General features: G+C 72.9%; 24 protein-coding genes. 15 read left to right on the plus strand and 9 right to left on the minus strand.

Features of this window, described 5'->3' with window-relative positions; genetic code table 11:
• From OG753_RS11450 to OG753_RS11465, 4 genes are all read right to left on the minus strand, one after another.
• Positions 1–1,521: a hypothetical protein gene (locus tag OG753_RS11450; RefSeq protein WP_327261707.1), complete on the minus strand. Its 1,521-nt coding sequence runs from the start codon at positions 1,519–1,521 to the stop codon at positions 1–3.
• Between the two features lie 139 nt (positions 1,522–1,660).
• Positions 1,661–3,100 carry an amino acid permease gene (locus OG753_RS11455; RefSeq protein WP_327266699.1) on the minus strand — a complete coding sequence of 480 codons (1,440 nt, stop codon included), beginning with the start codon at positions 3,098–3,100 and terminating at the stop codon, positions 1,661–1,663.
• A 220-nt stretch (positions 3,101–3,320) separates the two neighbouring features.
• Positions 3,321–4,892, minus strand: coding sequence for an APC family permease (locus OG753_RS11460; protein WP_327261708.1), 1,572 nt, complete (start codon positions 4,890–4,892; stop codon positions 3,321–3,323).
• Between the two features lie 127 nt (positions 4,893–5,019).
• Positions 5,020–5,967 (minus strand): hypothetical protein, encoded by a 948-nt coding sequence (locus OG753_RS11465; RefSeq protein WP_327261709.1) that lies wholly within the window; start codon positions 5,965–5,967, stop codon positions 5,020–5,022.
• 275 nt (positions 5,968–6,242) lie between these two features.
• Here OG753_RS11465 and OG753_RS11470 point away from each other — a divergent pair, with 275 nt between their 5' ends.
• Complete coding sequence (locus tag OG753_RS11470; protein ID WP_327261710.1) at positions 6,243–6,668, plus strand: ASCH domain-containing protein; 426 nt, start codon at positions 6,243–6,245, stop codon at positions 6,666–6,668.
• A 47-nt stretch (positions 6,669–6,715) separates the two neighbouring features.
• Here the strand turns inward: OG753_RS11470 and OG753_RS11475 are convergent, their stop codons facing one another.
• Positions 6,716–8,371, minus strand: coding sequence for an FAD-binding dehydrogenase (locus OG753_RS11475; protein WP_327261711.1), 1,656 nt, complete (start codon positions 8,369–8,371; stop codon positions 6,716–6,718).
• Between the two features lie 76 nt (positions 8,372–8,447).
• On the opposite strand from OG753_RS11475, the gene OG753_RS11480 reads away from it, so the two are divergent.
• The 9 genes from OG753_RS11480 to OG753_RS11520 all read left to right on the plus strand — a co-directional run bounded on the left by OG753_RS11480 (position 8,448) and on the right by OG753_RS11520 (position 15,688).
• Positions 8,448–8,978: an NUDIX domain-containing protein gene (locus OG753_RS11480; RefSeq protein WP_405788319.1), complete on the plus strand. Its 531-nt coding sequence runs from the start codon at positions 8,448–8,450 to the stop codon at positions 8,976–8,978.
• Positions 8,979–8,987: 9 nt separating this feature from the next.
• Positions 8,988–9,386: a DUF202 domain-containing protein gene (locus OG753_RS11485; RefSeq protein WP_327261713.1), complete on the plus strand. Its 399-nt coding sequence runs from the start codon at positions 8,988–8,990 to the stop codon at positions 9,384–9,386.
• Positions 9,383–9,703 carry a DUF202 domain-containing protein gene (locus OG753_RS11490; protein WP_327261714.1) on the plus strand — a complete coding sequence of 107 codons (321 nt, stop codon included), beginning with the start codon at positions 9,383–9,385 and terminating at the stop codon, positions 9,701–9,703. Before OG753_RS11485 ends, OG753_RS11490 begins: the two co-directional genes overlap by 4 nt.
• 146 nt (positions 9,704–9,849) lie before the next feature.
• Positions 9,850–10,146 (plus strand): hypothetical protein, encoded by a 297-nt coding sequence (locus OG753_RS11495; RefSeq protein WP_327261715.1) that lies wholly within the window; start codon positions 9,850–9,852, stop codon positions 10,144–10,146.
• 168 nt (positions 10,147–10,314) lie between these two features.
• The gene (locus OG753_RS11500) at positions 10,315–11,226 is read left to right on the plus strand and encodes an MBL fold metallo-hydrolase (protein ID WP_405788320.1); all 912 of its coding nucleotides are present in this window, start codon (positions 10,315–10,317) and stop codon (positions 11,224–11,226) included.
• 133 nt (positions 11,227–11,359) lie between these two features.
• Entirely contained in the window at positions 11,360–12,400 is a 1,041-nt protein-coding gene (locus OG753_RS11505) for a phosphotransferase family protein (protein WP_327261717.1), read from the plus strand.
• A gap of 10 nt (positions 12,401–12,410) precedes the next feature.
• On the plus strand, positions 12,411–13,655 hold the full coding sequence (locus OG753_RS11510; RefSeq protein WP_327261718.1) for an acyl-CoA dehydrogenase family protein: 1,245 nt from the start codon (positions 12,411–12,413) through the stop codon (positions 13,653–13,655).
• Positions 13,656–13,844: 189 nt separating this feature from the next.
• Positions 13,845–15,044: a S8 family serine peptidase gene (locus tag OG753_RS11515; RefSeq protein ID WP_327261719.1), complete on the plus strand. Its 1,200-nt coding sequence runs from the start codon at positions 13,845–13,847 to the stop codon at positions 15,042–15,044.
• Between the two features lie 113 nt (positions 15,045–15,157).
• Complete coding sequence (locus OG753_RS11520) at positions 15,158–15,688, plus strand: hypothetical protein (RefSeq protein ID WP_327261720.1); 531 nt, start codon at positions 15,158–15,160, stop codon at positions 15,686–15,688.
• Positions 15,689–15,731: 43 nt separating this feature from the next.
• Here the strand turns inward: OG753_RS11520 and OG753_RS11525 are convergent, their stop codons facing one another.
• The 3 genes from OG753_RS11525 to OG753_RS11535 form a co-directional block, all read right to left on the minus strand.
• Entirely contained in the window at positions 15,732–16,337 is a 606-nt protein-coding gene (locus OG753_RS11525; protein ID WP_327261721.1) for a TetR/AcrR family transcriptional regulator, read from the minus strand.
• 68 nt (positions 16,338–16,405) lie between these two features.
• Positions 16,406–18,226: an AMP-binding protein gene (locus OG753_RS11530; protein ID WP_327261722.1), complete on the minus strand. Its 1,821-nt coding sequence runs from the start codon at positions 18,224–18,226 to the stop codon at positions 16,406–16,408.
• Positions 18,211–18,975 carry an SDR family NAD(P)-dependent oxidoreductase gene (locus OG753_RS11535; RefSeq protein ID WP_327261723.1) on the minus strand — a complete coding sequence of 255 codons (765 nt, stop codon included), beginning with the start codon at positions 18,973–18,975 and terminating at the stop codon, positions 18,211–18,213. Before OG753_RS11535 ends, OG753_RS11530 begins: the two co-directional genes overlap by 16 nt.
• Positions 18,976–19,069: 94 nt before the next feature.
• On the opposite strand from OG753_RS11535, the gene OG753_RS11540 reads away from it, so the two are divergent.
• The 4 genes from OG753_RS11540 (at position 19,070) to OG753_RS11555 (ending at position 23,311) form a co-directional block, all read left to right on the plus strand.
• Positions 19,070–20,344 (plus strand): DUF1343 domain-containing protein, encoded by a 1,275-nt coding sequence (locus tag OG753_RS11540; RefSeq protein WP_327261724.1) that lies wholly within the window; start codon positions 19,070–19,072, stop codon positions 20,342–20,344.
• A gap of 83 nt (positions 20,345–20,427) precedes the next feature.
• On the plus strand, positions 20,428–21,828 hold the full coding sequence (locus OG753_RS11545) for a serine-threonine protein kinase (protein WP_327261725.1): 1,401 nt from the start codon (positions 20,428–20,430) through the stop codon (positions 21,826–21,828).
• Between the two features lie 95 nt (positions 21,829–21,923).
• Entirely contained in the window at positions 21,924–22,505 is a 582-nt protein-coding gene (locus OG753_RS11550; RefSeq protein ID WP_327261726.1) for a hypothetical protein, read from the plus strand.
• Between the two features lie 35 nt (positions 22,506–22,540).
• Positions 22,541–23,311, plus strand: coding sequence for a 3-keto-5-aminohexanoate cleavage protein (locus tag OG753_RS11555; RefSeq protein ID WP_405788321.1), 771 nt, complete (start codon positions 22,541–22,543; stop codon positions 23,309–23,311).
• Here the strand turns inward: OG753_RS11555 and soxR are convergent.
• A complete protein-coding gene (gene soxR, locus OG753_RS11560) occupies positions 23,292–23,735 on the minus strand; it encodes a redox-sensitive transcriptional activator SoxR (protein ID WP_327261728.1) in 444 nt (147 codons plus the stop codon). The genes OG753_RS11555 and soxR overlap by 20 nt on opposite strands.
• Before the next feature lie 180 nt (positions 23,736–23,915).
• Here soxR and OG753_RS11565 point away from each other — a divergent pair, with 180 nt between their 5' ends.
• Entirely contained in the window at positions 23,916–24,377 is a 462-nt protein-coding gene (locus OG753_RS11565) for a MaoC family dehydratase (protein WP_327261729.1), read from the plus strand.
• The last annotated feature ends 3 nt before the right edge of the window (positions 24,378–24,380 follow it).

Below are 24,380 nucleotides of genomic sequence, written 5' to 3' on the forward strand. Positions count from 1 at the left end.
TCAGGCGACGGGCGGTGCGGGAGGGGCTTGTGTGCGGTCGGTGGTCGGCAGATTGCGCGGCTCCGGGACGCGGGCGGGGTGCCCGTCGAGCAGGGCCGTACCGAGTTCGCTGGCGAGCAGCCGGTGCGTGCCGTGCCAGGTCGGGGTCTGCACCGCGTGGCTGCGGCGCAGGGCGGCCCGGTCGAGGGCCTGGAGGACGGCGTACAGCAGGAAGCCGAAGACGAGGACGACGACGATGACGGCGTACACGGGGGCATAGGCGAGGTCGAACATCGAACGCCGCTCGTCGACCTCGGTGGCGTTGATGCCGAGGAAGGTGAAGAGCAGGCCCAGGGTCGCCGTCACGGTGGTGACGAAGGTGACGGCGGCCACCGTCCGTACCCGGCGCCGCTCGGCCGTGCGCTGCTCGGCCGAGCCCACGGAGGTCAGCTCGGCGGTGGTGGCGTTGCCCAGGCGCTGGAGGGTCTGGCTGACGGCCGCGGCGCGTTCGGTGAGGCCCATGGCCTCGTAGAGGGTGGCGTGGAAGGCGGAGGGGCGCAGCGAGGGGATGAGGGTCGCCAGGTCGGCGGGGATCTCGACGCTGTAGCCGAGTTCCAGCTCCAGGTATCCCTGGGCGTGGGTGATGCGTTCCAGGAGGGTGCGCCGCTCGTGGAGGCGGGCCTCGCCGTCGGCGCGGGTGCGGAAGCGGCGTACGTACGTCTCGGCCAGCACGCGGATCTCGCGCAGCCGGGCGGCGGAGGCGACGGCTTGGACGGCGGAGAGGAAGGCCGCGTTCTCCACGTAGTCCTGGTGGCCTGTCAGCAGGCTGACGTAGGGGCCGAGGGCGCCGAAGGTGGTGGGTCGGCGGTTGAGTTCGTCGGGGGCCTGCAGGGAGCCGAGTTCGGGGCGTACGGGCAGGTCCGCGCGGTAGATGATGCGCTGGGCGGTGTCGGCGGAGGGGACGTCGGCGGCGGTGGGCGAGGCCCGGAAGACGATCTGGTGCCGTTCGGGGAGCAGTCCCGCGGGCACGGTGCCGATCCGTACGGCGGCCAGCTGTTCGGGGTCGGCGCCGCCGAAGGTGACCTCGGCGTAGTACAGGTCCTCCAGGAGCGGGATGCAGTCCAGGAGGGGCGCGTCGAGGTCGAGGGTGAGGGCGAGCAGGATCTGCCCGGAGGGGGCCGTGAACTGCCAGAGCGTGGCGGCCGTGGGTGCGGCGCGGCCGGTGGCATCCCAGCGGCGGGCCGCGAAGGCGGCCGGGTCCAGTCGCTCGCGGTGCAGCACCCGGGGCAGTTGGTCGGCGTGCCGGTCGTACGCGGCGGCGAGGCGCCCCAGGTTGAGCAGTGCGGAGGGGCGCAGCGAGGTGATCTCGTCGTCGCCGTCGTTCGCGAGGTCGGGGGCGTAGGTCCAGGAGGTGGCGTACACGGTGGTCAGCCGGGTGCCGTTGCGGGAGATGTACGGGTCGAAGGGCGGTGCGGGCGGTGCCGGTTGTGCCGGGTCGGGCGCGGCCGGGCCCGGGTCAGGGGGTGGGCCGGCGGGTGGCATGGGTCCCCTTCCGTAGTGACTCCATGCGGCTCAGCCTGATCACCCGGTACGGGGGTGTCAAGGAGGCCCGGGGGCCGTACGGTTCGAGGCCCCCGCCCGGACGGGGGTCCGGTGCGGGGGCCTCGTGGCGGCGCGGGGATCAGCGGCGGGCGGCGGCGATCTCGGCCACGCGGCCGCGGACCAGGTACCAGCCGCCGACCAGGGCGGCGCCGATGACCGGGACGAACAGGACCGTGGTGCGGCCGACTCCGCCGTCGCACCACATCAGGACCAGGACCGTGAGGAGGAAGGCGAGGGTCACGAGCTGGGTGTACGGGGCCCAGGGCAGACGGTAGGACGGGCGCTCGACCATGCCCTGCTGGGCGCGGCGCCAGAAGAAGAGGGAGCAGAGCATGACCATGCCCCAGGTGCCGAGGATGCCGAGCGAGGCGAAGTTGAGGACGATCTCGAAGGCGTCCGCGGGCATGAAGTAGTTCAGGCCGACGCCTGCGACGCCGAAGGCGGCGGTGAACAGGACGCCGCCGTAGGGGACCTTGCCCTTGTTCATGACGCCGGTGAACTTCGGGGCGGAGCCGGACAGGGACATCGACCGCAGGATGCGGCCGGTGGAGTAGAGGCCGGAGTTCAGGCTGGAGAGGGCTGCCGTCAGGACGACGAGGTTCATGATCCCCGCGGCGCCGGGGACGCCGAGCTTGTCGAAGACGGTGACGAAGGGGCTCTGGCCGGAGGTGTAGGCGGTGTAGGGCAGGAGGAGGGCGAGGAGGACGACCGAGCCGACGTAGAAGAGGCCCACGCGCCACATGATCGAGTTGATCGCCTTCGGCATGATCTTCTCGGGGTTCTCGGTCTCGCCGGCGGCGACTCCGCAGAGCTCGACGGAGGCGTACGCGAAGACCACGCCCTGGATCACCAGGAGCATCGGGAGGACGCCGGAGGGGAAGATGCCGCCGTTGTCGGTGATGTTGGCCAGGCCCGGGGTGCTGCCGCCGAGGTCGTGGCTGGTGGCGACGAGCCAGATGCCGACGATCAGGAAGACGACGAGGGCGGCGACCTTGACGAGGGAGAACCAGAACTCCATCTCGCCGAAGTACTTCACCGAGATCAGGTTGGCGGTGAGCACGATGGCGAGGGCGATGAAGGCGAGGATCCACTGGGGGACGTCGGTGAACAGCGACCAGAAGTGGGCGTAGGTCGCGGCGGCCGTGATGTCGGCGACGGTGGTCGTGGACCAGTTCAGGAAGTACAGCCAGCCTGCCGTGTAGGCCCCCTTCTCACCCATGAACTCGCGGGCGTAGGAGACGAAGGCGCCGGAGGACGGGCGGTAGAGGACGAGCTCGCCGAGCGCCCGGACGACGAAGAAGGCGAAGACTCCGCACACCGCGTAGGCGATCGCGAGGGAGGGCCCTGCGCCGGCGAGGCGGCCGCCGGCTCCGAGGAACAGGCCGGTGCCTATCGCCCCGCCGATCGCGATCATGTTGATGTGGCGGGACTTGAGGTCCTTGCTGTAGCCCTCGTCACCGGCGTCGACATGGCGGGTCGGCGCCGGGGCGGGGGCCTCGGTCAAGGTGCGGTCACTCAGGTCACTCATGTAGGACTTCGCCTTCGTGGGTGGGACAAGGCAGGCCCCGACCGCCGCGCAGGGGAGCTGGGTGGTGTCCCCTGTGCTGCGATCCGGGTGGTTTGGTCGCAACAGGAGACCATGAGGCTCCGCTCCCCTCCAAAAGCACCCCCTGAACGCCGAAGCCCCCGACGACCATGGAAACGGGTGTCGGGGGCTTCGTGGGGGGCGGAAAGCGAGGTCAGTCGCCAGGGGTGCCCTCTGCCGCCTGGTCGAGGCGGAAGGCCTCGTTCCCGAGGCCGATACGGGCGTGCACCTCGGGGCGGCTGCGGCGCAGCACGGCTCCGTAGACCAGGCCGATCACGACGGCGGCGCCGATGATGCCGGGCAGCACCCAGCTGAGCGCGGAGCCCTTCTCGGCGCCGACCAGGACGCCGAAGTCCTTGACCGTGTAGACGGCGATGGCGAGCAGGGCGAGACCGGCGGTGCCGGCCGCGACGAGCCGCCAGACCTGGGCGCCGGCGGTGCCGCGGCGGACGAAGAAGGCGATGACGGCGAAGGAGGCGGCGGCCATGAGCAGGGTCACACCGAGGGCGCCGACACTGCCCATCCACGTGAACAGGTGGAGCACGGGGGTGGTGGGGTCGGGCAGCTGCACCTTGAGGGAGGGGTCGGCAGGGGCCTTGTCCTCGGAGAGCGCGAAGGCGATCACGACGAGGGCGGCGACGCCGGTCTGCAGCAGGGAGCCGGTGGCGGGGGCGCCGGTGCCGGCGTTGGTCCGGCCGAAGGCGGCCGGGAGCAGGCCCTCGCGGCCCATGGCGAAGGCGTAGCGGGCGACCACGTTGTGGAAGCTGAGCATGGCCGCGAACATGCCGGTCACGAAGAGGACGTGCAGGACGTCGGTGAAGGTGGTGCCGAGGCGGGCCTCGGTGAGCTGGAAGAGCAGGGTGGGGCCGGCTTCGCCGGCGGTCTTGACCACCTCGGAGGGGCCGGTGGCGACGGTGAGGGCCCAGGCGCTGACGGCGAAGAAGAGGGCGACGAATCCGACGGCGAGGAACATCACACGGGAGACGACGATGTGCGGCTTGCTGGTCTCCTCGGCGTAGACCGGGGACTGCTCGAAGCCGACGAAGGCGGCGATGCAGAAGCACAGGGCGGTGCCGAAGCCGGCTCCGCCGAGGGTCTCGGGGTTGAAGGCGTGGAGCGAGAGGCCTTCGGCGGCCGGCTCGGCGATGGCGGCGACGTCGAAGACGACGACGAGGACGCATTCGACGAGGAGGAGGACCCCGAGGACCTTGGCGTTGAGGTCGATCTTGAGCCAGCCGAGTGCGCCGGTGGCGGCGACGGCGAGCAGGGCCGGTATCCACCAGGCCAGTTCGATGTCGAGGTAGGTGGCGAAGATGCCCGACATCTCGAAGCCGAGGATGCCGAAGACGCCGACCTGCATGGCGCTGTACGCGACGAGGGCGACGAGGGAGGCGGCCGCGCCGGCGGTGGGGCCGAGGCCGCGGGCTATGTAGGCGTAGAAGGCGCCGGCGTTGTGGACGTGGCGGCTCATCTCGGCGTAGCCGACGCTGAAGAGCGCGAGGACGGCGCCGAGGATGACGAAGAGCAGGGGCTGGCCGACGATGCCCATGACCCCGAAGGTCGTGGGCATGACACCGGCGACGACCATCAGGGGCGCGCTGGCGGCGAGGACCGACAGGAGCAGGCCTGCGGTGCCGAGGCGGTCGGCGCGCAGGGCCCGGTCCTGGCCCTTGTACGTACGGATTTCGGCCGGGTCTTGAAGCGTGGAGGATCTGCCCGTCGGCATGGCGGCGTCCTTTCGGGGGGCACGGTTCGTTCGGGGCTCGGGGGTTCGGGGGCGCGGTGGTTCTGGGAGCTACCGGGACTTCGGGGGGGGCGGAGGTGAGCTTCGATGGGGCGTCGCTGCCGGGCGGTCAGGCGGTGCCGAGTGCGACGCCGCGGGCGGCGAGGAAGGCCTTCTGCGGGTCCCGGTCCGGATAGGACCAGGGGGCGCGGGTGGCGTGGCTGCCGATGCGGTGGAAGAGGGCGGCGGCCTCGGCGGGACGGCCCTCGCAGAGTTTGGCGTGGGCCAGGAAGTTGAGGTCGACCCGGTTGCGGGGGTGGTCGTCGCGCTCCCACTCCAGCCACCAGTCGAAGGCGGAGCGCAGCACCTGGCGGGCCCGGCGGCCGGCCCAGTGGGCGGCGGCCGCCTCGGGCGAGTGGCCGTTCCTGGCGGCGAGGACCCGGTAGCGCTCGGCGTGCGCGACGACGGGCAGGACGGCGAGCGGGGAGTCGGCCGGGGACTCCTCGGCGGCCCAGGACGCGAAGTCGTAGACCTCGTGGAGCGGGTCCTGGCCCAGGGCGAGGGCGCGTTCGGCCAGTTTCGCGACCATCAGGTGATGGGCGTGGTGGTGCTCGCGGTGGCGGGCCCGGACCTGGTCGAAGTGGCGGCTGAATTCCTCCTCGCTGCCGAACGTGCGGGAGAGGAGCAGCAGCCCGAGCCAGGGAGTGGGGTCGGCCGGGAGCAGGACGGCGGCCCGGCGGCAGGCCTCCTCGGCCGCGGCCGGGGTGCCCTTCTGGCGCAGGGCGGTGAAAACGGCGGCGCAGGCGAGGAGGGTGGCGGCGTCGGCGCTCTCCGGTTCGGCGAGCAGCCACTCGCGGGCCCAGGCGCCGGCGGCCGGGGTCTGCGCGAGGACGACGACCCGGTGACCGCGGCGGTCCCAGTCGTCGCCGGTGCCGACGAGGAGGGCGCGGGCCCGGGCCCACCGGCCCTGGGTGAACTGGGAACGCACGTCGACGAGTTCGGCGTCGCAGAGGGCCGGGTCGAAGAGCTGGGCGTCCCGCTTGCGGGCGCGGCCGAGGGGCGGCGGAGGCGGGGACATCCGCGGGTTTCCCTCCAGGACACGGGTGGACGAGGGTCAGCGGTGGCCGGTTCCCGCGCACAGGGCGCATGCGAGAAAATCGGCCGGGTGGGTGGGGCGGGTCGGGGGATCGCGACGGTGAGCGCGCCGGTGATCACGCACAGCAAAGCGGTAGGCCCAGCTCCGCGTCAAGGTCCAGTCCACTGCGTGGCGGGTTTCAACTGCTGTGACGGTGGTGCGAGTTGGGATGGACTGGCCGGTTCTGGGGCGTCCGTGCGGTCTCGTAGGGTGACCGCATGACTGCTTGTGATGATCTTCCCCCGTACCTGCTGGGGTTCCCCGGTCCGCTGCGCGACCAGCTCGTCGCGGCCGTGCTGAGCGGGGCCAAGACCAGCACCACCGGCCTGCTCGCGGAGTACGAGGCCGAGGAGGAGCCGCTGCCGGAGCCGGGTGCCCGCTCGCTGCTGGTCGACTCCGGGGAGCGCGGGGTGGCGGTGGTGGAGGTGACCTCCGTGGAGGTGCTGCGACTGGGGGACGTCGGGCTGCCGCATGCGCTCGACGAGGGTGAGGGATTCACATCGGTGGCCGAATGGCGTACGGCACACGAGGAGTTCTGGCACAGCGACCCGGTGCGCGGGGCGATCGGTGACCCGGGGTTCACGGTCGACGACGACACCCTCGTCGTCGCGGAGCGCTTCCGGGTCACCGAACGGCTGGTCTGACGGCCTCCGTCAGGCCCCGGGGCACCCGTCAGGCCCCGGGGCACCCGTCAGCCGACGGCCGCAGCGGCGGCGCGGCCCGCCGCCCGGCCCGAGAAGATGCACCCGCCGAGGAAGGTGCCCTCCAGGGCCCGGTAGCCGTGCACCCCGCCGCCGCCGAATCCGGCCGCCTCGCCGGCCGCGTAGACGCCCGGCAGCGGCTCGCCGGCCGCGGTCAGGACGCGCGAGGACAGGTCGGTCTCCAGGCCGCCCAGGGACTTGCGGGTCAGGATCGAGAGCCGTACCGCGATCAGCGGTCCCGCCTTGGGGTCCAGGATCCGGTGCGGGGCGGCCGTACGGATCAGCTTGTCGCCAAGGTACCTGCGGGCGCCGTGGATGGCCGTCACCTGAAGGTCCTTGGTGAAGGGGTTGGCGATCTCCCGGTCGCGTGCCACGATCTCGCCCCGCACGGCGGCCTCGTCGAGCAGGTCCTCCTTGGTGACCGCGTTCATCCCGCGGACCAGGGCGGACAGGTCCCGCTCGACGACGAAGTCGGCCCCGTTGTCCATGAAGGCCTTGACCGGGCCGGGTACGGCCTGGCGCGCGCGGGTGAAGACGTCACGGATCGACTTGCCGGTGAGGTCCGGGTTCTGCTCGGAGCCGGAGAGGGCGAACTCCTTGCCGATGATGCGCTGGTTGAGCACGAACCAGGTGTGGTCGTGGCCGGTCTTCATGATGTGGTCGAGGGTGCCGAGGGTGTCGAAGCCGGGGAAGAGCGGCACGGGCAGCCGCTTGCCCGTCGCGTCCAGCCACAGCGGGGAGGGGCCGGGCAGGATGCGGATGCCGTGCCGGGCCCAGATCGGGTCCCAGTTCTGGATGCCCTCGGTGTAGTGCCACATCCGGTCCTTGTTGATGTGGCTGGCGCCCGCCCGCTCGGCGATGCCGAGCATCAGACCGTCCACGTGGGCCGGGACCCCGGAGAGCATCCGCTGCGGCGGGGTGCCCAGCCGGTCGGGCCACTGCGCGCGCACGAGGTCGTGGTTGCCGCCGATGCCGCCGCTGGTGACGATCACGGCCTGGGCCCGCAGGGAGAAGGTCCCGGCGGCCTCGCGGCTGCTGGCGGAGCCCCGTACGGCGTCGGAGGGCTCCAGGATCTCGCCCGTGACGGTGTCCACCGCGCCGGCCGTGCCGGACAGCCCGGTGACGCGGTGGCGGAACGCGAAGCGGACCAGGCCGCGGGCGGCGCCGGCCCGGACCCGCCGCTCGAAGGGCTCCACCAGGCCGGGGCCGGTGCCCCAGGTGATGTGGAAGCGGGGGACGGAGTTCCCGTGTCCGTTGGCGTCATAGCCGCCGCGCTCCGCCCAGCCGACCACCGGGAAGAAGCGGACGCCCTGCGCGTGCAGCCAGGATCGCTTCTCGCCGGCCGCGAAGTCGACGTAGGCCTCGGCCCAGCGGCGCGGCCAGGCGTCCTCCTCGCGGTCGAATCCGGCGGTGCCCAGCCAGTCCTGGAGGGCGAGGGCGTGACTGTCCTTGATCCGCATCCGGCGCTGTTCGGGCGAGTCCACGAAGAACAGCCCGCCGAAGGACCAGTGGGCCTGGCCGCCGATCGACTGCTCGGGCTCCTGGTCGAGCAGGATGACCTTGCGGCCCGCGTCGACGAGCTCGGCGGTGGCCACGAGCCCCGCGAGCCCGGCTCCGATCACGATCACGTCTGCGTCGTACGTCATGCGGTTACCCGTCCTCCGTCGATGGTGGGGCAGATCCTTGGCTACGGAGCGGTAACCAGTCAACAGCGGTGGTTGGATGACCTGTGTGAGTGCCGCTGATGAAGTACTGGACGTGGTGGACCGGGACGACCGGGTGACGGGGCAGGCCCCGCGGGGCGAGGTGTACGCGCGGGGGCTGATCCACCGCTGCGTGTTCGTCCAGGCCAGGGACCCGCAGGGGCGGATCTTCGTGCACCGGCGGACCGCCTCGAAGCTGGTCTTCCCCTCGTACTACGACATGTTCGTGGGCGGGGTGCTGGGCGCCGGCGAGGGCTACGCCGAGGCCGCACTGCGCGAGGCCGAGGAGGAGCTGGGGGTGCGGGGGCTGGCGCAGCCGACGCCCCTGTTCAAGTTCCTGTACGAGGGTCCGGGCGGGGCCTGGTGGTCGTACGTGCACGAGGTGCGGTGCGAGCTGCCGGTCGCCCCGCAGGTGTCCGAGGTCGACTGGCACACCTACCTCACCCAGGAGGAGCTGGACCGGCGGGTGGACGACGGCGATTGGGCCTGGGTGCCGGACGGGCTGGAGGCCTACCGGCGGCTGCGCGCGCATCGGGAGCCGCGCTTGTAGATTTGTCGGGTGATCGACTTCGTCAAGGACGTGCGCCTCTGGTTCGCACCCTCGCGGCTGAGGGACGAGGGCGAGACCCCCGACTACCGCTTCTCGCTGGCCAACGAACGGACCTTCCTCGCCTGGATCCGGACCGCACTGGCCCTGGTCGGCGGCGGCTTCGCCGTCGACCAGTTCCTGCCCGACCTGCGCTGGGGGGTGCGGGTCGGGATGGCCTTCGCGCTGCTGGCGGTGGGCGCGGCCTGTGCGCTGCGGGCGGTGAACCACTGGGTGCGGTGCGAGCGGGCCATGCGGCGGGGCGAGGACCTGCCGCTGTCGCGGTTCCCGGTGGTGCTGAGCCTGGGCGTGGGCCTGGTGGCGGTGGCCATGGTGGTGGTCGTGCTGCTCGGCTGGACGACGGGACGATGAGCGTCGCGGGCCGCCCGGACCGCGACGCCGGGCTGCAGCCCGAGCGGACCCGGCTCGCGTGGCGGCGTACGACGCTGGCCTCCTCGGTGGTGGCGGTGCTGGCGCTGCGGCAGGTGCTGCGCGGGTCCGGCGCGACCGTGGAGCTGGCCGGGGTGGCGGCCATCGCGGTGATCTGGCTGGCGTTCCTGTGGGTGGCCCATCGGCGGATCCGGGCACTGGCGGTGGCCCGGCCGCGGGTGCTGGCACCGCGGGCGGCCCTGGCGGTGGTGGCGTGCACGGTGACGCTGGCGCTGTTGGCGATGACGGTGATCGTCTGAACGGTCGGCCGGGGCCCCTGATGCGGGCCCTTGATGCGGCCCCTGGCCCGAGCCCACGGCCCGGGCCGCCGGTGTGATGATCGCGCTTCGCCGCGCCATCGCGACACAACGGGCGATACCCGACAATCCCCACTAACCTCGGCGCCATGACGACCCTGCACCACGAACACCCCACGCACCAGCACACGCACGGCGCGGACTGCGGGCACCAGGCGGTCCCGCACGGCGACCACGTCGACTACGCGCACGACGGCCATCTGCACCGGGAGCACTCGGGGCACTGGGACGAGTGCGAGCCCAGCGGGCACAGCACCCACGACGGACACACGCACGCGCACGGCGCGGACTGCGGGCACGAAGCGGTCCGGCACGGCGACCACGTGGACTACCTGCACGACGGGCACCGGCACGCGGCGCACGACGGACACTACGACGACCACTGACGGCCACTGACGTCCACTGACGGCCACTGACGGCCACCGACGTCCGCCGGCTCCGGCCGGCGCCCGCTTGCGCCCGCCGACGACCACCGGCCGACCCGCCCTCCCCCCGGGTCCGGGACGGCTGACAGGATGCCGACCATCCGTCACAGCGACCCGGGGAGAGCGCAGATGTCCGCCGAAGAGCCGTACCTCGTCCAGCCGGCGCCGGGGGTGCACGCCTACGTCCAGCCGGACGGCGGCTGGTGCCTCAACAACGCCGGATTCGTCACCGACGGGGGCCGGACCCTCCTCGTGGACACCGCCGCCACCGAGCGGCGGGCCCTGGCCCTGCGCGAGGCGATCGCGGCGGCCGGGGCGCCGCTCCCCCGCACCGTGGTCAACACCCACCACCACGGCGACCACACGTACGGCAACGGCGTCTTCGCCCCCGAGGCGCTGATCCTCGGCCACGACAACGCACGGTCCGAGCAGCTCGCCGCCGGACACCAGCTGGAGATGATCTGGCCCGCCACGGACTTCGGCGCGATCGGCATCGTCCCGCCGGACCTCACCTACAGCGACCGGGCGACCGTGCACGTCGGCGAGACGGAGGTGCAGGTCATCCACCCGGGCGTCGCGCACACCACCGGGGACTCGGTCGTGTGGCTACCCGCGCAGCGGGTGGTCCTCACCGGCGACCTGATCTTCGCCGGGGGGACGCCGTTCCTCGCGATGGGGTCCCTCGCCGGATCGCTGCGGGCGCTGGAGCTGCTGCGCTCGCTGGACGCGGAGACCGTCGTACCGGGCCACGGGCCCCTGACCGACCCCTCGGCCTACGACTCCACCGAGCGCTATCTGCGGTACGTGTCCGAGCTCGCCCGGGAGGGGCGCGCGAAGGGGCTGACCCCGCTCGAGGTGGCCCGGCAGGCCGATCTCGGCGAGTTCGCCGCCTGGCGGGAGAGCGAGCGGCTGGTGGCGAACGTGCACCGGGCGTACGCGGAACTGGCCGGGGAGCCGGAGGGCGCGCCCCTGGACATCCTGGCGGTCCTGACCGATATGACGGTGATGAACGGCGGCACGCCCATCCTCTGTCACGCCTGAGGGGCCGGGCGGAACGTTTTCCTTCCGCCCGCGCCCTGGACGACATACCGACTGGTCGGCATGATGGGCGGTGCGACGGCGCTCCGACGCACCGTCGCTCCTGCATTCCTCGACTCGCACGGAGGTGCGCACCATGACCTCAGCCCCGGCCGACCCGCGCGGCCTGGATCTGGAGCGACTGCGCGGTCATCTCGACCGGGCCCGGCCGGGACTCGTGGCCGGTGCGCTGCGCGGCCGGCTGATCGAGGGCGGCCGGTCGAACCTGACGTACGAGGTCACGGACGGGACCGCCCGCTGGGTGGTCCGCCGGCCGCCGCTGGGCCACGTACTGGCCACCGCGCACGACATGCGGCGCGAGCACCGGGTGATCGAGGCGCTGCACGGCACGGCCGTGCCGGTGCCCGAGCCGCTGCTCCTGTGCGAGGACGAGGCCGTTCTCGGGGCGCCGTTCTACGTCATGGAGTACGTGGACGGGGTGCCGTACCGGACGGCCGAGCAGCTCGCCGCGATCGGCCCGGAGCGCACCCGGCGTGCCGTGCTGGGCCTGGTGGACACCCTGGTCGAGCTGCACGCCGTGGACCCGGAGGCGGTGGGCCTGGGTGACTTCGGCCGGCCCGACGGCTTCCTCGACCGGCAGCTGCGCCGCTGGGGCAAGCAGCTCGCGGCCTCCCGGGGGCGGGAGCTCGCCGGGATCGACGAGCTGCACGGCGCGCTCGGGCGCAGGCTGCCCGCCTCCCCCGCCCCGACCGTGGTGCACGGGGACTTCCGGCTGGACAACGTCCTGATCGGCGGCCCGGACGACTCCATCCGGGCGGTGCTGGACTGGGAGATGTCCACGCTCGGGGATCCGCTGACCGACCTCGGGCTGCTCGTGATGTACAGCTCGGACCTGGGCCTGACCGGTTCCCCGGTCAGTACGACGAGCGGCGCGCCGGGCCATCCGGCGCCGGCCGAGCTCGTCGAGCGCTACGCCGCCCGTTCGGGCCGGGACACGGGGGCCATCGCCTGGTACACGGCCTTCGCCTGGTTCAAGCTCGCCGTGATCCTCGAAGGCATCCACTACCGCTACACGCTGGGGCAGACCGTCGGGGCGGGTTTCGACCGGATCGGCGAGCTGGTCCCGGTCTTCATCGAACACGGACTGACCACTCTCCAGGACCTCCAGGAAGGCTGAGGCACTCACCATGGATTTCGCATTCGACGCCCGGACCGAGGAACTCCGCGAGCGGCTGCTCGCGTTCATGGAGGAGTACGTCTACCCGGCGGAGCCCGTCGCCGCCGAGCAGCGCGCACGGCTGGCCTCGCCCTGGGACACCCCGGCCGTCTTCGGTGAGCTGAAGGCCGAGGCGCGCCGTCAGGGGCTGTGGAACCTCTTCTTCGTGGACCAGCACGGCCTGCCGGACGGTGCGTGCGGGGCGGGGCTGACCAACCTCCAGTACGCGCCGCTCGCCGAGATCACCGGCCGCAGCCCGCACCTGGCGCCGATGGCCACCAACTGCGCGGCCCCCGACACCGGGAACATGGAGCTGCTCGCCCAGTTCGGCAGCGAGGAGCAGAAGAAGCAGTGGCTGGAGCCGCTGCTGGCCGGCGAGATCCGGTCCGCCTTCGCGATGACCGAGCCCGAGGTGGCCTCCTCGGACGCGACGAACGTCGAGACGCGGATCGAGCGCGACGGTGACGAGTACGTGGTCACCGGCCGCAAGTGGTTCATCTCCGGGGCGATGAACCCGGATTGCAGGATCTTCATCGTGATGGGCAAGACCGACCCGGAGGGCGCCGATCCGCGCCGCCAGCAGTCGATGATCCTGGTGCCGCGCGACGCCCCGGGTGTCGAGGTGCGCCGGGCGATGACGGTGTACGGGTACGAGGACCACGACCACGGCGGCCACGCCGAGGTGGTCTTCGACGGGGCCCGGGTCCCGGCGGCGAACCTGATCGGCGAGGAGGGCACCGGCTTCGCCATCGCCCAGGCCCGGCTCGGACCGGGCCGCATCCACCACTGCATGCGGCTGATCGGGATGGCCGAGCGGGCCATCGAGCTCATGTGCCGGCGCGCGGTGGAACGTACGGCCTTCGGCAAGCCGCTGGCCGCCCAGGGCGTCGTGCAGAACTGGATCGCGGACGCCCGGGTGACGGTGGAGCAGCTGCGGCTGCTGGTGCTGAAGACGGCCTGGCTGATGGACACGGCCGGCAACCGGGGAGCCCACACCGAGATCCAGGCCATCAAGATCGCGACCCCGCGGGCGGTGGTGCGGATCCTCGACGACGCGGTGCAGCTGCACGGTGCGGGCGGGGTGAGCCAGGACTTCCCGCTGGCCGAGCTGTGGGCGGCCGCGCGGACCCTGCGACTGGCCGACGGGCCGGACGAGGTGCATCAGCGATCTCTGGCACGGCGGGAGTTGAAGGGGTACGCGGCTGGTCGTCCCTGAACGTGTGGGAATCGTGCGGGAGTTCGTATGAACCCGTGTACGAGGTGAAGGCGGTGCGGGGGACCCTTTAAGAAACCTTGTTGAATAACCCCATAACCCCAAAGCGTTCTTGATTTGCGCCTGTCAATCGGAACAGGGTTCTCCAGAAGGTCTGACGCCCCACACGTCAACACGAGGAGAACCCTTCAGATGGCAACTCACAAGCGCTCGCGCCGATTTCGGTACGCGGCAGTCGGCACGGGAGCGGCCGCGGCAGCAGCCGTGACCCTGCTCGCCACCCCCTTTGCGGGGGCCGCGGCACCGGCCGAAGGCACCGTGTACGGCCTCGGTGCGCCCGGCGCGATCAGCGGTAGTTACGTCGTCATACTCGACGCATCCGCGAACAAGGAACAGCTCGCCCGCAAGTACGGGGGCGAGCTGAAGCGCTCCTACGGCTCCGGGGTCAACGGCTTTTCGGCCTCGGGACTGAGCGAGACCGAGGCGAAGCGGCTCGCCGCGGACCCGGCCGTCGGCAAGGTCGTGCAGAACAAGAAGTTCACCATCAACGCCACCCAGCCCAACCCGCCCTCCTGGGGTCTGGACCGGATCGACCAGACCGCGCAGGCGGGCGACAAGAAGTACAACTACCCCGACGGCGGCGGCGAGGGCGTGACCGCGTACGTCATCGACACCGGTGTGCGCACCACCCACGAGGACTTCGGCGGCCGTGCGACGTCGGGCTTCGACGCGGTGGACAACGACGAGAGCGCCGACGATGGCAACGGCCACGGCACGCACGTGGCCGGCACCATCGCGGGGACCGCGCACGGCGTCGCCAAGAAGGCGAAGGTCGTCGCGGTGCGGGTGCTGGACGACAACGGCTCCGGCACCACCGAGCAGGTGGTCGCCGGGATCGACTGGGTCACGCAGAACCACTCGGGGCCCTCGGTCGCCAACATGAGCCTGGGCGGCGGGGTCGACGAGGCCCTCGACGAGGCGGTGCGCCGGGCCATCACCTCGGGCGTCACCTTCGCCGTGGCGGCGGGCAACGAGTCGTCCGACGCCGGTCAGGGCTCGCCCTCCCGGGTGACCGAGGCCCTCACGGTGGCATCGAGCACGATCGACGACGCGCAGTCCTCGTTCTCCAACTTCGGCTCCGTGGTGGACCTGTACGCGCCGGGCTCGGACATCACGTCCACCTGGAACGACAGTGACACCGGGACGAAGACCATCTCCGGCACCTCGATGGCGGCCCCGCACGTGGCCGGAGCCGCGGCCGTCTACCTGGGCGCACACCCGTCCGCGACGCCGGCCGAGGCGGCCACGGCGCTGACCGGGGCGGCCACGTCCGGGGCGGTCACCAACCCGTCGGCGGGCACGGCGAACAAGCTGCTGAAGGTGGCCCCGTAACGGCTGGCCACCCGAGCGTCCCCAGGGGCCCTCACTCGGTACGGACCTGGGGGATCCGTACCGGGAGGGGGCCCCGTTCGCACGGCGGCCGGCCCTGCACCTAATCTCTCGCCATGAACATGCCTGGTTTGCGGCTGCTGCCCGCCGCCCTGCTGGTCGGAGCGTCGCTCAGCGGCTGCTCCCTGGTCTTTCCCGAAACCTGCGAAGGCACCGAAGCCGCCTTGGCCGAGCTCGACAAGGTATCGGCCCTGACCCTGCGCCCGGCGCGGGCCACACCCGTCGGCGGCGAGGCGGGAACCGCGCCGCACTGCACCGAAGACACCGGGGGCGCCTGGCTGACCGCCCAGCGGACGTACGCGTACGACGGGAGCCGCGAGGAGGTACTGGACTACTTCGGCCGGGAGGCACCCGCGGCGGGATGGCGCCCGGTGGAGAGCCTCGACTCGGAACGGACCCGTGACTTCGTCGTCTTCTGCTTCGAGTCCAAGAAGCATCCGAGCCTCACGCTCTATTTCGACTCCCCCGACGACCTCCGCGAGTTCTACGGAATAGACCCGGGCCCGGCCCCGGCCGTGCCCGGGTCCCGGATCTGGTTCTCGGTGTCCGTCGAGGCGATGCCCGACGGCTCCCGGATCGACTGCTGAGGCAACCGGGACGCCCGGGCCGGGGCCGGTCCGCAGAACGCGTCTAGGGACGCAGCGCGCGCAGCAGCAGGTCGGCGAGGTGATCGGCGACCTCCTGAGGGGTGAGCGGGCCGTCCGCCCGGTACCAGGTGGAGAGGTGGTGGACGGACCCGAAGTGGTAGTCCACCACCAGGTCGGCGGGGGTCGCGTCGGAGAACACTCCCGTGCGCTGCCCCTCCTCCACCAGCGCCCGGAAGCGCTCGTGGTAGCGCCGGCGCTCCGCCCGCACCTGCTTGAACTTCTCCGGGCTGAGCTGGTGCATCGACCGGAAGAAGATCATCGCGTCGTCGAGGTTCTCGATGGTGGTGACGACCACGTCGGCGGCCGCGGCGCGCAGCCGCTCCTCGACGGGCGCGTCGGAGTCGGCCACCGCGTCCAGGCGCTGCTGCTGGAGCCGCAGCATCCGCGCGTACACCTCGTGCAGCAGATCGTCCTTGGACCCGAAGTAGTGGTAGAGCGCACCCTTGGTGACACCGGCCGCCTCGACGATCTCCTGGACCGAGGTGCGGTCGTAGCCGCGCTCGGCGAAGAGCCGGGTGGCGACGGCCAGCAGCCGCTGCGGTACCGGGGCCTCGTGCGTGCCTGCGGGTTCCGTGGTCCTGGCCGCCATGGCGCTGACCTTCCCTTCCTCGTTCCTGCCTGGTCACAGCGACCAGCTGTACGACCGTCCGACTGTTTTCAGCCTCGATCGCGCAGTTCCCGTCGCAGGATCTTGCCACTGGTCGTCTTCGGAAGGACAGGCAGGATCTCGACCTCGCGCGGGTATTTGTACGCGGCGATGCGCGCGGCGCAGTGGGCGGAGAGCTCCTCCGGCTCCACCGAGGTGCCGGGGCGCAGGCTCACGTACGCCTTCACGCTCTCCCCCCGGTACGCGTCCGGGACGCCGACCACGGCGGCCTCGCGGACTGCGGGGTGGGTGTAGAGCACGTCCTCGACCTCCCGCGGCCAGACCTTGAAGCCCGAGGCGTTGATCATGTCCTTCTTGCGGTCGACGACATAGAGCCAGCCGTCCGGGTCCATGAACCCGACGTCCCCGGTGCGCAGTTCGCCGTCCGGGAAGGCCTTGGCGGACTCCGCGGGCAGGCCCCAGTAGCCGGGCACCACCTGGGGGCCGCGGACGGCTATCTCACCGGTCTGACCGAAGGGGACCTCGGCGCCCCGGTCGTCGAGGATGCGCACGACGGTGTCGGCGCCGGGCAGGCCCACGGAGAGGGTGCCGGAGGCGGGGTCGACGGGGGCTTCGAGGTGCACGGGCACGGTGGCGCAGGGCGCGGTGCACTCGGTGAGGCCGTAGCCGTTGCGGAGGTAGAAGCCGAAGGCGGTGCGCAGGCGCTCGACGAGCGCGGGCGGGAGCGGGGCGCCGCCGGAGGAGATCACCCGGAACGAGGCGAAGTGGTCGGGGGTGACGCCGGGGTGGGCGGCGAGGGCCATGAAGGCGGTGGCCGGGCCGACGGTGTAGGCGGGGCGGTGTTCGAGGAAGGCGTCGAGGACGGCGCCCGCGTCGAAGCGGTGGGCGAGGACCAGAGTGCCGGCGTTGGTGAAGCAGGCGGCGAGCTCGCAGACCATGCCGGTGATGTGGAACAGGGGCGCGAGGGCGAAGTAGCCGGCACCCTCGGGCAGGGGGTGGGAGGTGACCTGCCGGGTGGCGTTGTACGTGAGCGCGCCGTGCGGGTTCATCGCGCCCTTGGGGGTGCCACTGGTGCCGGAGGTGTAGCTGATCAGGGCGGTGTCGGCGGCGGTGAGGTGCGGATCGTCCGGCGCCGGTCGCCCGCCGCGGGCCACGGAGAGGAGGTCGGCGGGGGCGGGGCCGGCGGGATCCGGGGAGGGACCGGGGCCCGGCGCGCCCGCCTGGGCGGGCACGAACGGCCGGGCGGGGGCCGGGACAGGGCCCGGCTCCGGCACCGGCACCGGCACCGGGCCGAAGACGCGCGGGTCGTTGCGCGTCTGGAAGTCCAGGTCGGAGGCGGTCAGCACGGTCCGCACGGCGCTGTCCCGCACGGTCTCGCACAGGTACGCCGTCCACGCACGGCCGTCGCAGACCAGCGCGGCGGCCCCCGAGTCGCGGAGTATGTGCCCGACCTCGCCGGACTTGTACATGGGGTTGAGCGGGACGACGACGGCCCCGGCCTTCCAGGCCGCGAGGACGGCGAGCACGAAGTGCGGGGTGTTCTGCAGCATGACCGCGACCCGGTCCCCGCGGCGGATGCCCTGCGCCGCGAGGTGACCGGCGACGGAGCCGGAGAGCGCGTCGGCCTCCGCGTAGCCGATCCGGCCGTCGAAGTAGGCCAGCGCGGTGCGCCCGGGGGCGCGGGCGACGGCCTCGCGGAAGGCGTGCAGGACGGTGGGCGGCGGGGAGACGGGCGCCCGCTGGACCGCGGCGAGCAGCCCGACCCAGGGCTTGGCCCCGTACCGCGAGTCGTGCGGGGCCCCGGAAGCGTGCGGGGCCCCGGAGGCGTGCGCGGCCCCGGAAGCGTGGGAGGGGGTCAACGCGTCTCCCATTTCTGCTGGAGGTGGTTCATGCCGCTCAGCCAGCGGTCCGGCTCGGTGGCGCGGGCGGCGTAGAAGTCGGCGACCTCGGGGTGCGGCAGGATCAAGAATCGGCCCTTCTCCATGCCGTCGAACAGCGCGTCCGCGACCGCTTCCGGCTCGATCGCGGTCGGCGCGAGGACGAGTTCGCCCGCCGAGCCCGCGGCGGTCAGCATGTCGGTGCGCACCCCCTGCGGGCAGATGGCGTGGACCTCGACACCGCGGTGGCGGTAGGTCAGCGAGAGCCATTCGGCGAAGGCGAGCGCACCGTGCTTGGTGACACTGTACGGGGCCGCTCCGATCATGGTCAGCAGCCCGGCGGCCGAGACGGTGGACACGAAGCGGCCGCTCCCCCGCTCCAGCCAGTCCGGCAGCAGCAGTCTGGCGGCGCGGACGTGGGCCATGACGTTGGTGTCCCAGGCCGCCTCCCAGACGGACTCGTCCGCGAAGGCGTCGCCGCCCGAGGCGAGGCCGGCGTTGGCGCAGTAGACGTCGACCGTCCCGCCGAGCGCCTCGCGGGCCTCGGCCACGATCGCCGAGGCGTCGCCCGGCACCGGGACCGCCCGGTCGCCGATGGCGGCCGCGACGGCGGCGGCCCTGTCCGGGTCGAGGTCGTTGACCACCACCGTGGCGCCCTCGGCCGCGAAGCGGTGGGCGAGGGCGGCGCCGATGCCGCCGCCCGCGCCGGTGACGACGACTCGCTGGTCCTGGTATGCGTTCACGGGTCCACCTCTCGTACGGCCGGATGCCGGATCGCGGGCAGACTAACCGGTCGGTATGTCAGGAGGAAAGGGGCGCGACGCCTAGCGTGGCCGGATGACGCTGTCGCGACGCGGGGTGCTGGGGCTGGCGGGGGCCATCGGATCGGCGGGCGCCCTGGGAGCGGCCGGCCCCGGCGGGGCCACCAAGCCCGGGGCGGGCGGGGTCACCGCAGCGGCCGACCGGGTCCGCACCGGTTTCGAACGGCTCGCCGCCGACGGGTACGCCGCACTGGCCGGACAGAAGGTCGGGGTGGTCACCAACCCCACCGGGATCACCGCCGATTCCCGGCACCTGGTCGACGTACTGCATGCCGACGAACGGGTCGACCTGGTCGCGGTGTTCGGGCCCGAGCACGGTTTCCGCGGGACGGCGCAGGCGGGCGACTCCGAGGGGGCCTCCCGGGACCCGGCGACCGGACTGCCGGTGTACGACACGTACGACAGGAGCGGGCAGAAGCTCGCGGACGTGTTCACGGCGGCCGGGGTCGACACCGTCGTCTTCGACATCCAGGATGTCGGGGCGCGCTTCTACACCTACATCTGGACCCTCTACGACTGCATGCGCGCGGCCGCGCTCGCCGACAAGGCGGTGGTGGTGCTGGACCGGCCCAATCCGGTGGGCGGCCGGCGAGCCGCGGGGCCCGTACTGGAGCGGCCGTACGCGAGCTTCGTCGGCCGGGAGCCGATCGCCCTGGCGCACGGGATGACGGCGGCCGAACTGGCCCGGCTCTTCAACGGCGAGTTCCTGACGGACCGGCCGGCCCGGCTGCGGACGGTGGCGATGTCCGGGTGGCGGCGGGAGTCGTTCTTCGACGGGACCGGGCTGCCCTGGGTGCCGCCGAGCCCGAACATGCCGACACCGGCCACGGCCCTCGCGTACGCGGGCACCTGCCTGTTCGAGGGGACCAACCTCTCCGAGGGGCGCGGGACCACCACGCCCTTCGAGGTGGTGGGCGCGGAGGGCATCGACCGGCGGTGGGCGGAGGCGGCGAACGCACTGGGGCTGCCCGGGGTGTGGTTCCGGGAGGCGTACTTCACCCCGACGTTCTCCAAGCACGTGGGGAAGGTGTGCGGCGGGGTCCGGCTCATCGTGCACGACCGGGAGGCCTTCGATCCGGTTCGGGCCGGTATCGGGCTGCTGATCACGGCTCGGCGGGTGTGGAGCGGCTTCGGCTGGCGCGCGGACCACTGGATCGACAGACTGACCGGCTCGGACCGGGTGCGGACGCTGGTGGACGCGGGTGCGGACGTGGACGAGGTCGCGGGCGACTGGGCGGCCGGGCTCGCGCGCTTCGGGGCGGTGCGCGCGGGGTACCTGCTCTACCCGTGAGCCGACCGCGTCAGGGGGCTGGCCGGGCGGGCGCCGCAGCAGGATGCTGACGGCACCGGAGGCACGGCGTGGAGGGGGACGTCATGGCGGACATCGGTGTCGGATTCGGAATCGGGGACGGGATCAGGGCCGGGGCCCGCGTCGGGCTCGGGGCCGGCGTGGGCGGCGGAGCGGGGATCGGGGTCGGGCCGTACGCCGAGCTGACCTTCGACTCCGAGGGGGACGTGGACCGGGTCACGCAGGGAGCCGTGGCGCGGATGGAGGCCACGGACCTGCTGGTCTTCGCGCACGGCTGGAACAGCGACCGTTCGACGGCGACGCGGCTCTACGACCGGTTCTTCGCCCCCTTCCCGGGGCTGGTGGGGTCGGGGGTGCGCCTGGGATACGTGGGTGTCGTCTGGCCCGCGATGCGGTTCTCCGACGAGCCGATACCGGACTTCGACGCACCCGGCGCCCTCGCGGCACCGGGTGAGGGCATCGCTCCGGACCCCTACGCCCTGGACCCCCACACCCGACGGGCGCTCGGGCAGTTCTGGCCGGAGCGGCGGGCGGAGCTGGACCGGGTGGCGGAACTGCTGCAGGAGCGGCCGGACTCGGCGGCCGCGTTCATCGAGTTCGGCGCCCTCGTGCGCGAGCTGGCCGGGGTGGACGCGGTACCCGCGGCGGTCGCTCCGGAGGTCCCCGCGATCTTCACGGACGACGTGCTGGAGGTGTGCCGGGCCCTGTCCGTGGCCCTGCTCCGGGCGGGCGCCCCGGCCTCGGCGGACGCCGACGGTCAGGGCCTGACGGCCGACGGGCCGGGTTTCACGGCCGGCAGCGGGCTGCGCGGGTTGTGGGGCGGCGCCAAGGAGCTCCTGCGGCAGGCGACGTACTACAAGATGAAGAAACGGGCGGGTGTGGTCGGCGAACGCGGCCTCGGCCCGGTGCTCGCACAGCTGGCGGCCGTCCGTCCCGCCCTGCGCTTCCATCTGGTGGGGCACAGCTTCGGGGCGCGGGTGGTGTCCTTCTCGCTGCGCGCGGTGCCGGACCGGGCCCGCTACGTGAAGTCCGTGACCCTGCTCCAGGGCGCCTTCTCCCACTACGCGTTCGCCGACCGGCTGCCGCACGACAAGGCCAACGGCGGCGCCCTGCGCGGTCTCCAGCGCAGGGTCGACGGGCCGGTCGTCGCATGCCACTCCCCGCACGACTCCGCACTCAAGGTCTTCTACCCGCTGGCGTCCCGGATGGCAGGGGATTCGGCCGGTCTGCTGGGATTCGACGAGCGGTGGGGCGCGATCGGTCACGACGGGGTCCGGGCCGTCCCGGGTGCGCCCCGGCTGAGCCTCGACACCGCCCTGCGCGAGGGGGTGCCGACGGCCGGTTGCGTCAGCGTGGACGCGGGCTCCGTGGTGCGGCGCGGCGGTGCCCCGTCGGGGGCGCACAGCGACATCTGCCACGAGGAGCTGGCCCGGCTGGTGGTGGCGGCGGGGCGCATGGGGCGCTGACTTCTGGCCATGTGCCACCCGCACGCCTCGACCGCCCCCGCATGCGCCCGCCTCCGACCGGGCATGTTGGGCACATCGGCGGAGGTGATGGTGTGATGGCGGGATTCCGGAGTCTGGCCTACCAGGTGCGCGACGCGCGCAATGACCGGGCCTTGCGGCGCCACTCGCTGCGCCGCTGCCTGGAGCGGTTCGCGCCGTACGGGCACCGGGCCACGTGGTGGCACCTGTGCGACCGGCACGGGATCGCTCCCGAGGACCGGGGGGCCGATCCGCTGCGGCTGGTCGCCGCACTGGAGGAGCTGGAGGACGCGCGGGCGGTCTGGCTGGAGTACGAGCGGCAGTTCGCGGAACGGCGCCGGCGGGAGAAGCACCACGGTCTGCGCCGCCCGGAGTGGGCGTGGGGCGGGAGCGGGGACGCCGTGGTGCGCTGCGCGGATCCGGGGGTGCGGCCGGAGGGGACGCTGGGCGAGGTGCTGCGGAGGCTGGTGCGGGCGCTGGAGTCGGAGCCGGGGACGGGGTGCCCGGTCTGCGGGGACACCGAACTGCACTGGCCGGAGGTGGCTCCGCTCGGGCCGTGGGCGGGGGCGCTGGCCTGGGACGGGCCGGTGTGCGCGGGCTGCGGGATCGTGGTGCCCAGACCGGCCCTGGCGGACATCCCCACCGGGGAAGCGGCGTGAGGCCGTCGTCGCGGCCCGCTTCGGTGCCGGCGGCGGTGGCGTCACAGGCAGCGGCGCCGGTGGCGGTGGCGGTGTCGGTGTCGGTGTCGCTGAACGGCTCGCGGGACGCGGGCGACGGCCCGGCCGTGCCGATGTCGCCCGGGGCTCTGGCGGAGTCGGCCCTGGCGGCCGTCGCGGCCGGGGCCGGCGAGGTGCTGGTGCACCCGCGGACGCCGTGCGGGCGGGAGAGCCTCTCGCCGCGGGTGGTCGGACCGGTACTGGAGGTGCTGCGGCGCACGGGGGTCGGCGTAGCGCTTTCGGTGTCGGTGGGCATTGCGGCCGAGCCCGATCCCGCGGGGCGGCTGGAGCGGGTGGCTTCGTGGACCGTGCTGCCGGACCGGGCGGTGGTGGACTTCGGGCAGCCGGGGGCCGGCGAGCTCGCCCGGGCCCTGCTGGCGCGGGGGGTGGCGGTGGACGCGGTGGTGCCCATGGGCGGCCCGGCCGGGCCGGAACCGCTGGCCCGGTTCCTGGCCTGGCCGGTGCACGAGCCCGGGCGGGTCCGGCTCTCGGCCGAGCTCGCGGCGGCCGATCCGGCCCTGGTGGCGGGGTTGCGCGGGCTGCCGCCGGTGCCGGTGCTGCTGTACGGGCGGGACACGGCCGCCTGGCCGGTGCTGCGGCTGGCCGCGCGGTGCGGCACCGGTGTGCGGACCGGCGTAGGGGACGTGACGCAGCTGCCCGGCGGGCGCCCGGCGCGGTCGAACGCCGAACTGGTGGCGGCGGCCCGCGACATGGTCGCGGAGGCGGCGGCTACAGCCGCGAGCCGGTGAGCCGCTCGCCGAAGACGTCGTCCGGGTTGGACAGTGCGCAGGTCTCCATGGACAGACAGCCGCAGCCGATGCAGTCCGTCAGGTGGTCGCGCAGCCGGCCGAGGCGGGTGATGCGCTCGTCGAGCTCGGCGCGCCAGGCCTCGGAGAGGCGGGCCCAGTCCTCGCGGTTGGGGGTGCGCTCCTCGGGTAGCTGGGCGAGTGCCTCGCGGATGCTGGCCAGCGGGATGCCCACGCGCTGGGCGGCACGGACGAAGGCCACGCGGCGCAGCGCGTCGCGGGTGTAGCGGCGCTGGTTGCCGGAGGTGCGACGGCTGCTGATCAGGCCCTTGGACTCGTAGAAGTGGAGCGCCGAGACGGCCGCGCCGCTACGGGCGGACAGCTGACCGACGGTGAGTTCGTGGATTTTCTCGGGAATCTGCGGCACCCCGCCGAGCGTAGTCGGAGGTCCGTTGACATACGCATACGGCCCCCAGCATGCTGAGCAAGCGCTTATTCGTCCGCGAGTCGCCTGCGTGGGTCACGCGCGGGCCATCCGAGCGGACATCCGAGCGGACATCCGAGCGGGACATCCGAGCGGGACATCCGCCAGAGACAGGAGCAGGGCATGGCCGAGCCGAGGGTCTTCACGTCCGCCGAGGAGCTGCACGCCGGAATCGGCGAACCGCTCGGCCCCAGCGGGTGGCTGGAGGTGGACCAGAAGCGGATCGACCTCTTCGCGGACGCCACCGGCGATCACCAGTGGATCCACGTGGACCCGGAGCGCGCGGCGGACGGACCCTTCGGTTCCACCATCGCGCACGGCTACCTGACCCTGTCCCTGCTGCCCATCCTGGTGCCGCAGATCATGCGGGTCGAGGGCATGCGGATGGGCCTCAACTACGGGACGAACAAGGTGCGTTTCCCGGCCCCGGTGCCGGTCGGTTCGATGCTGCGCGCCACCGCTGTGATCACGGAGGTCACGGAGGCGGGCGGCGGCGTACAGGTCACGGCCACGGTCACGGTCGAGCGCGAGGGCGGCGACAAGCCGGTGTGCGTGGCGGAATCGGTGTCGCGCTACTACTTCTGACGC

It is taken from the genome of Streptomyces sp. NBC_00029, from assembly GCF_045160505.1.
Taxonomy (GTDB): Bacteria; Actinomycetota; Actinomycetes; order Streptomycetales; family Streptomycetaceae; genus Streptomyces.

What these genes read in the sequence shown, in the direction of transcription:
- OG753_RS11450 (WP_327261707.1), bottom strand. Translation starts at nt 1,521, where the DNA reads ATGCCACCCGCCGGCCCACCCCCTGACCCGGGCCCGGCCGCGCCCGAC.
- OG753_RS11460 (WP_327261708.1), bottom strand. Translation starts at nt 4,892, where the DNA reads ATGCCGACGGGCAGATCCTCCACGCTTCAAGACCCGGCCGAAATCCGT.
- OG753_RS11465 (WP_327261709.1), bottom strand. Translation starts at nt 5,967, where the DNA reads ATGTCCCCGCCTCCGCCGCCCCTCGGCCGCGCCCGCAAGCGGGACGCC.
- OG753_RS11470 (WP_327261710.1), top strand. Translation starts at nt 6,243, where the DNA reads ATGACTGCTTGTGATGATCTTCCCCCGTACCTGCTGGGGTTCCCCGGT.
- OG753_RS11475 (WP_327261711.1), bottom strand. Translation starts at nt 8,371, where the DNA reads ATGACGTACGACGCAGACGTGATCGTGATCGGAGCCGGGCTCGCGGGG.
- OG753_RS11480 (WP_405788319.1), top strand. Translation starts at nt 8,448, where the DNA reads ATGACCTGTGTGAGTGCCGCTGATGAAGTACTGGACGTGGTGGACCGG.
- OG753_RS11490 (WP_327261714.1), top strand. Translation starts at nt 9,383, where the DNA reads ATGAGCGTCGCGGGCCGCCCGGACCGCGACGCCGGGCTGCAGCCCGAG.
- OG753_RS11495 (WP_327261715.1), top strand. Translation starts at nt 9,850, where the DNA reads ATGACGACCCTGCACCACGAACACCCCACGCACCAGCACACGCACGGC.
- OG753_RS11500 (WP_405788320.1), top strand. Translation starts at nt 10,315, where the DNA reads ATGTCCGCCGAAGAGCCGTACCTCGTCCAGCCGGCGCCGGGGGTGCAC.
- OG753_RS11505 (WP_327261717.1), top strand. Translation starts at nt 11,360, where the DNA reads ATGACCTCAGCCCCGGCCGACCCGCGCGGCCTGGATCTGGAGCGACTG.
- OG753_RS11510 (WP_327261718.1), top strand. Translation starts at nt 12,411, where the DNA reads ATGGATTTCGCATTCGACGCCCGGACCGAGGAACTCCGCGAGCGGCTG.
- OG753_RS11515 (WP_327261719.1), top strand. Translation starts at nt 13,845, where the DNA reads ATGGCAACTCACAAGCGCTCGCGCCGATTTCGGTACGCGGCAGTCGGC.
- OG753_RS11520 (WP_327261720.1), top strand. Translation starts at nt 15,158, where the DNA reads ATGAACATGCCTGGTTTGCGGCTGCTGCCCGCCGCCCTGCTGGTCGGA.
- OG753_RS11525 (WP_327261721.1), bottom strand. Translation starts at nt 16,337, where the DNA reads ATGGCGGCCAGGACCACGGAACCCGCAGGCACGCACGAGGCCCCGGTA.
- OG753_RS11530 (WP_327261722.1), bottom strand. Translation starts at nt 18,226, where the DNA reads ATGGGAGACGCGTTGACCCCCTCCCACGCTTCCGGGGCCGCGCACGCC.
- OG753_RS11540 (WP_327261724.1), top strand. Translation starts at nt 19,070, where the DNA reads ATGACGCTGTCGCGACGCGGGGTGCTGGGGCTGGCGGGGGCCATCGGA.
- OG753_RS11545 (WP_327261725.1), top strand. Translation starts at nt 20,428, where the DNA reads ATGGCGGACATCGGTGTCGGATTCGGAATCGGGGACGGGATCAGGGCC.
- OG753_RS11550 (WP_327261726.1), top strand. Translation starts at nt 21,924, where the DNA reads ATGGCGGGATTCCGGAGTCTGGCCTACCAGGTGCGCGACGCGCGCAAT.
- OG753_RS11565 (WP_327261729.1), top strand. Translation starts at nt 23,916, where the DNA reads ATGGCCGAGCCGAGGGTCTTCACGTCCGCCGAGGAGCTGCACGCCGGA.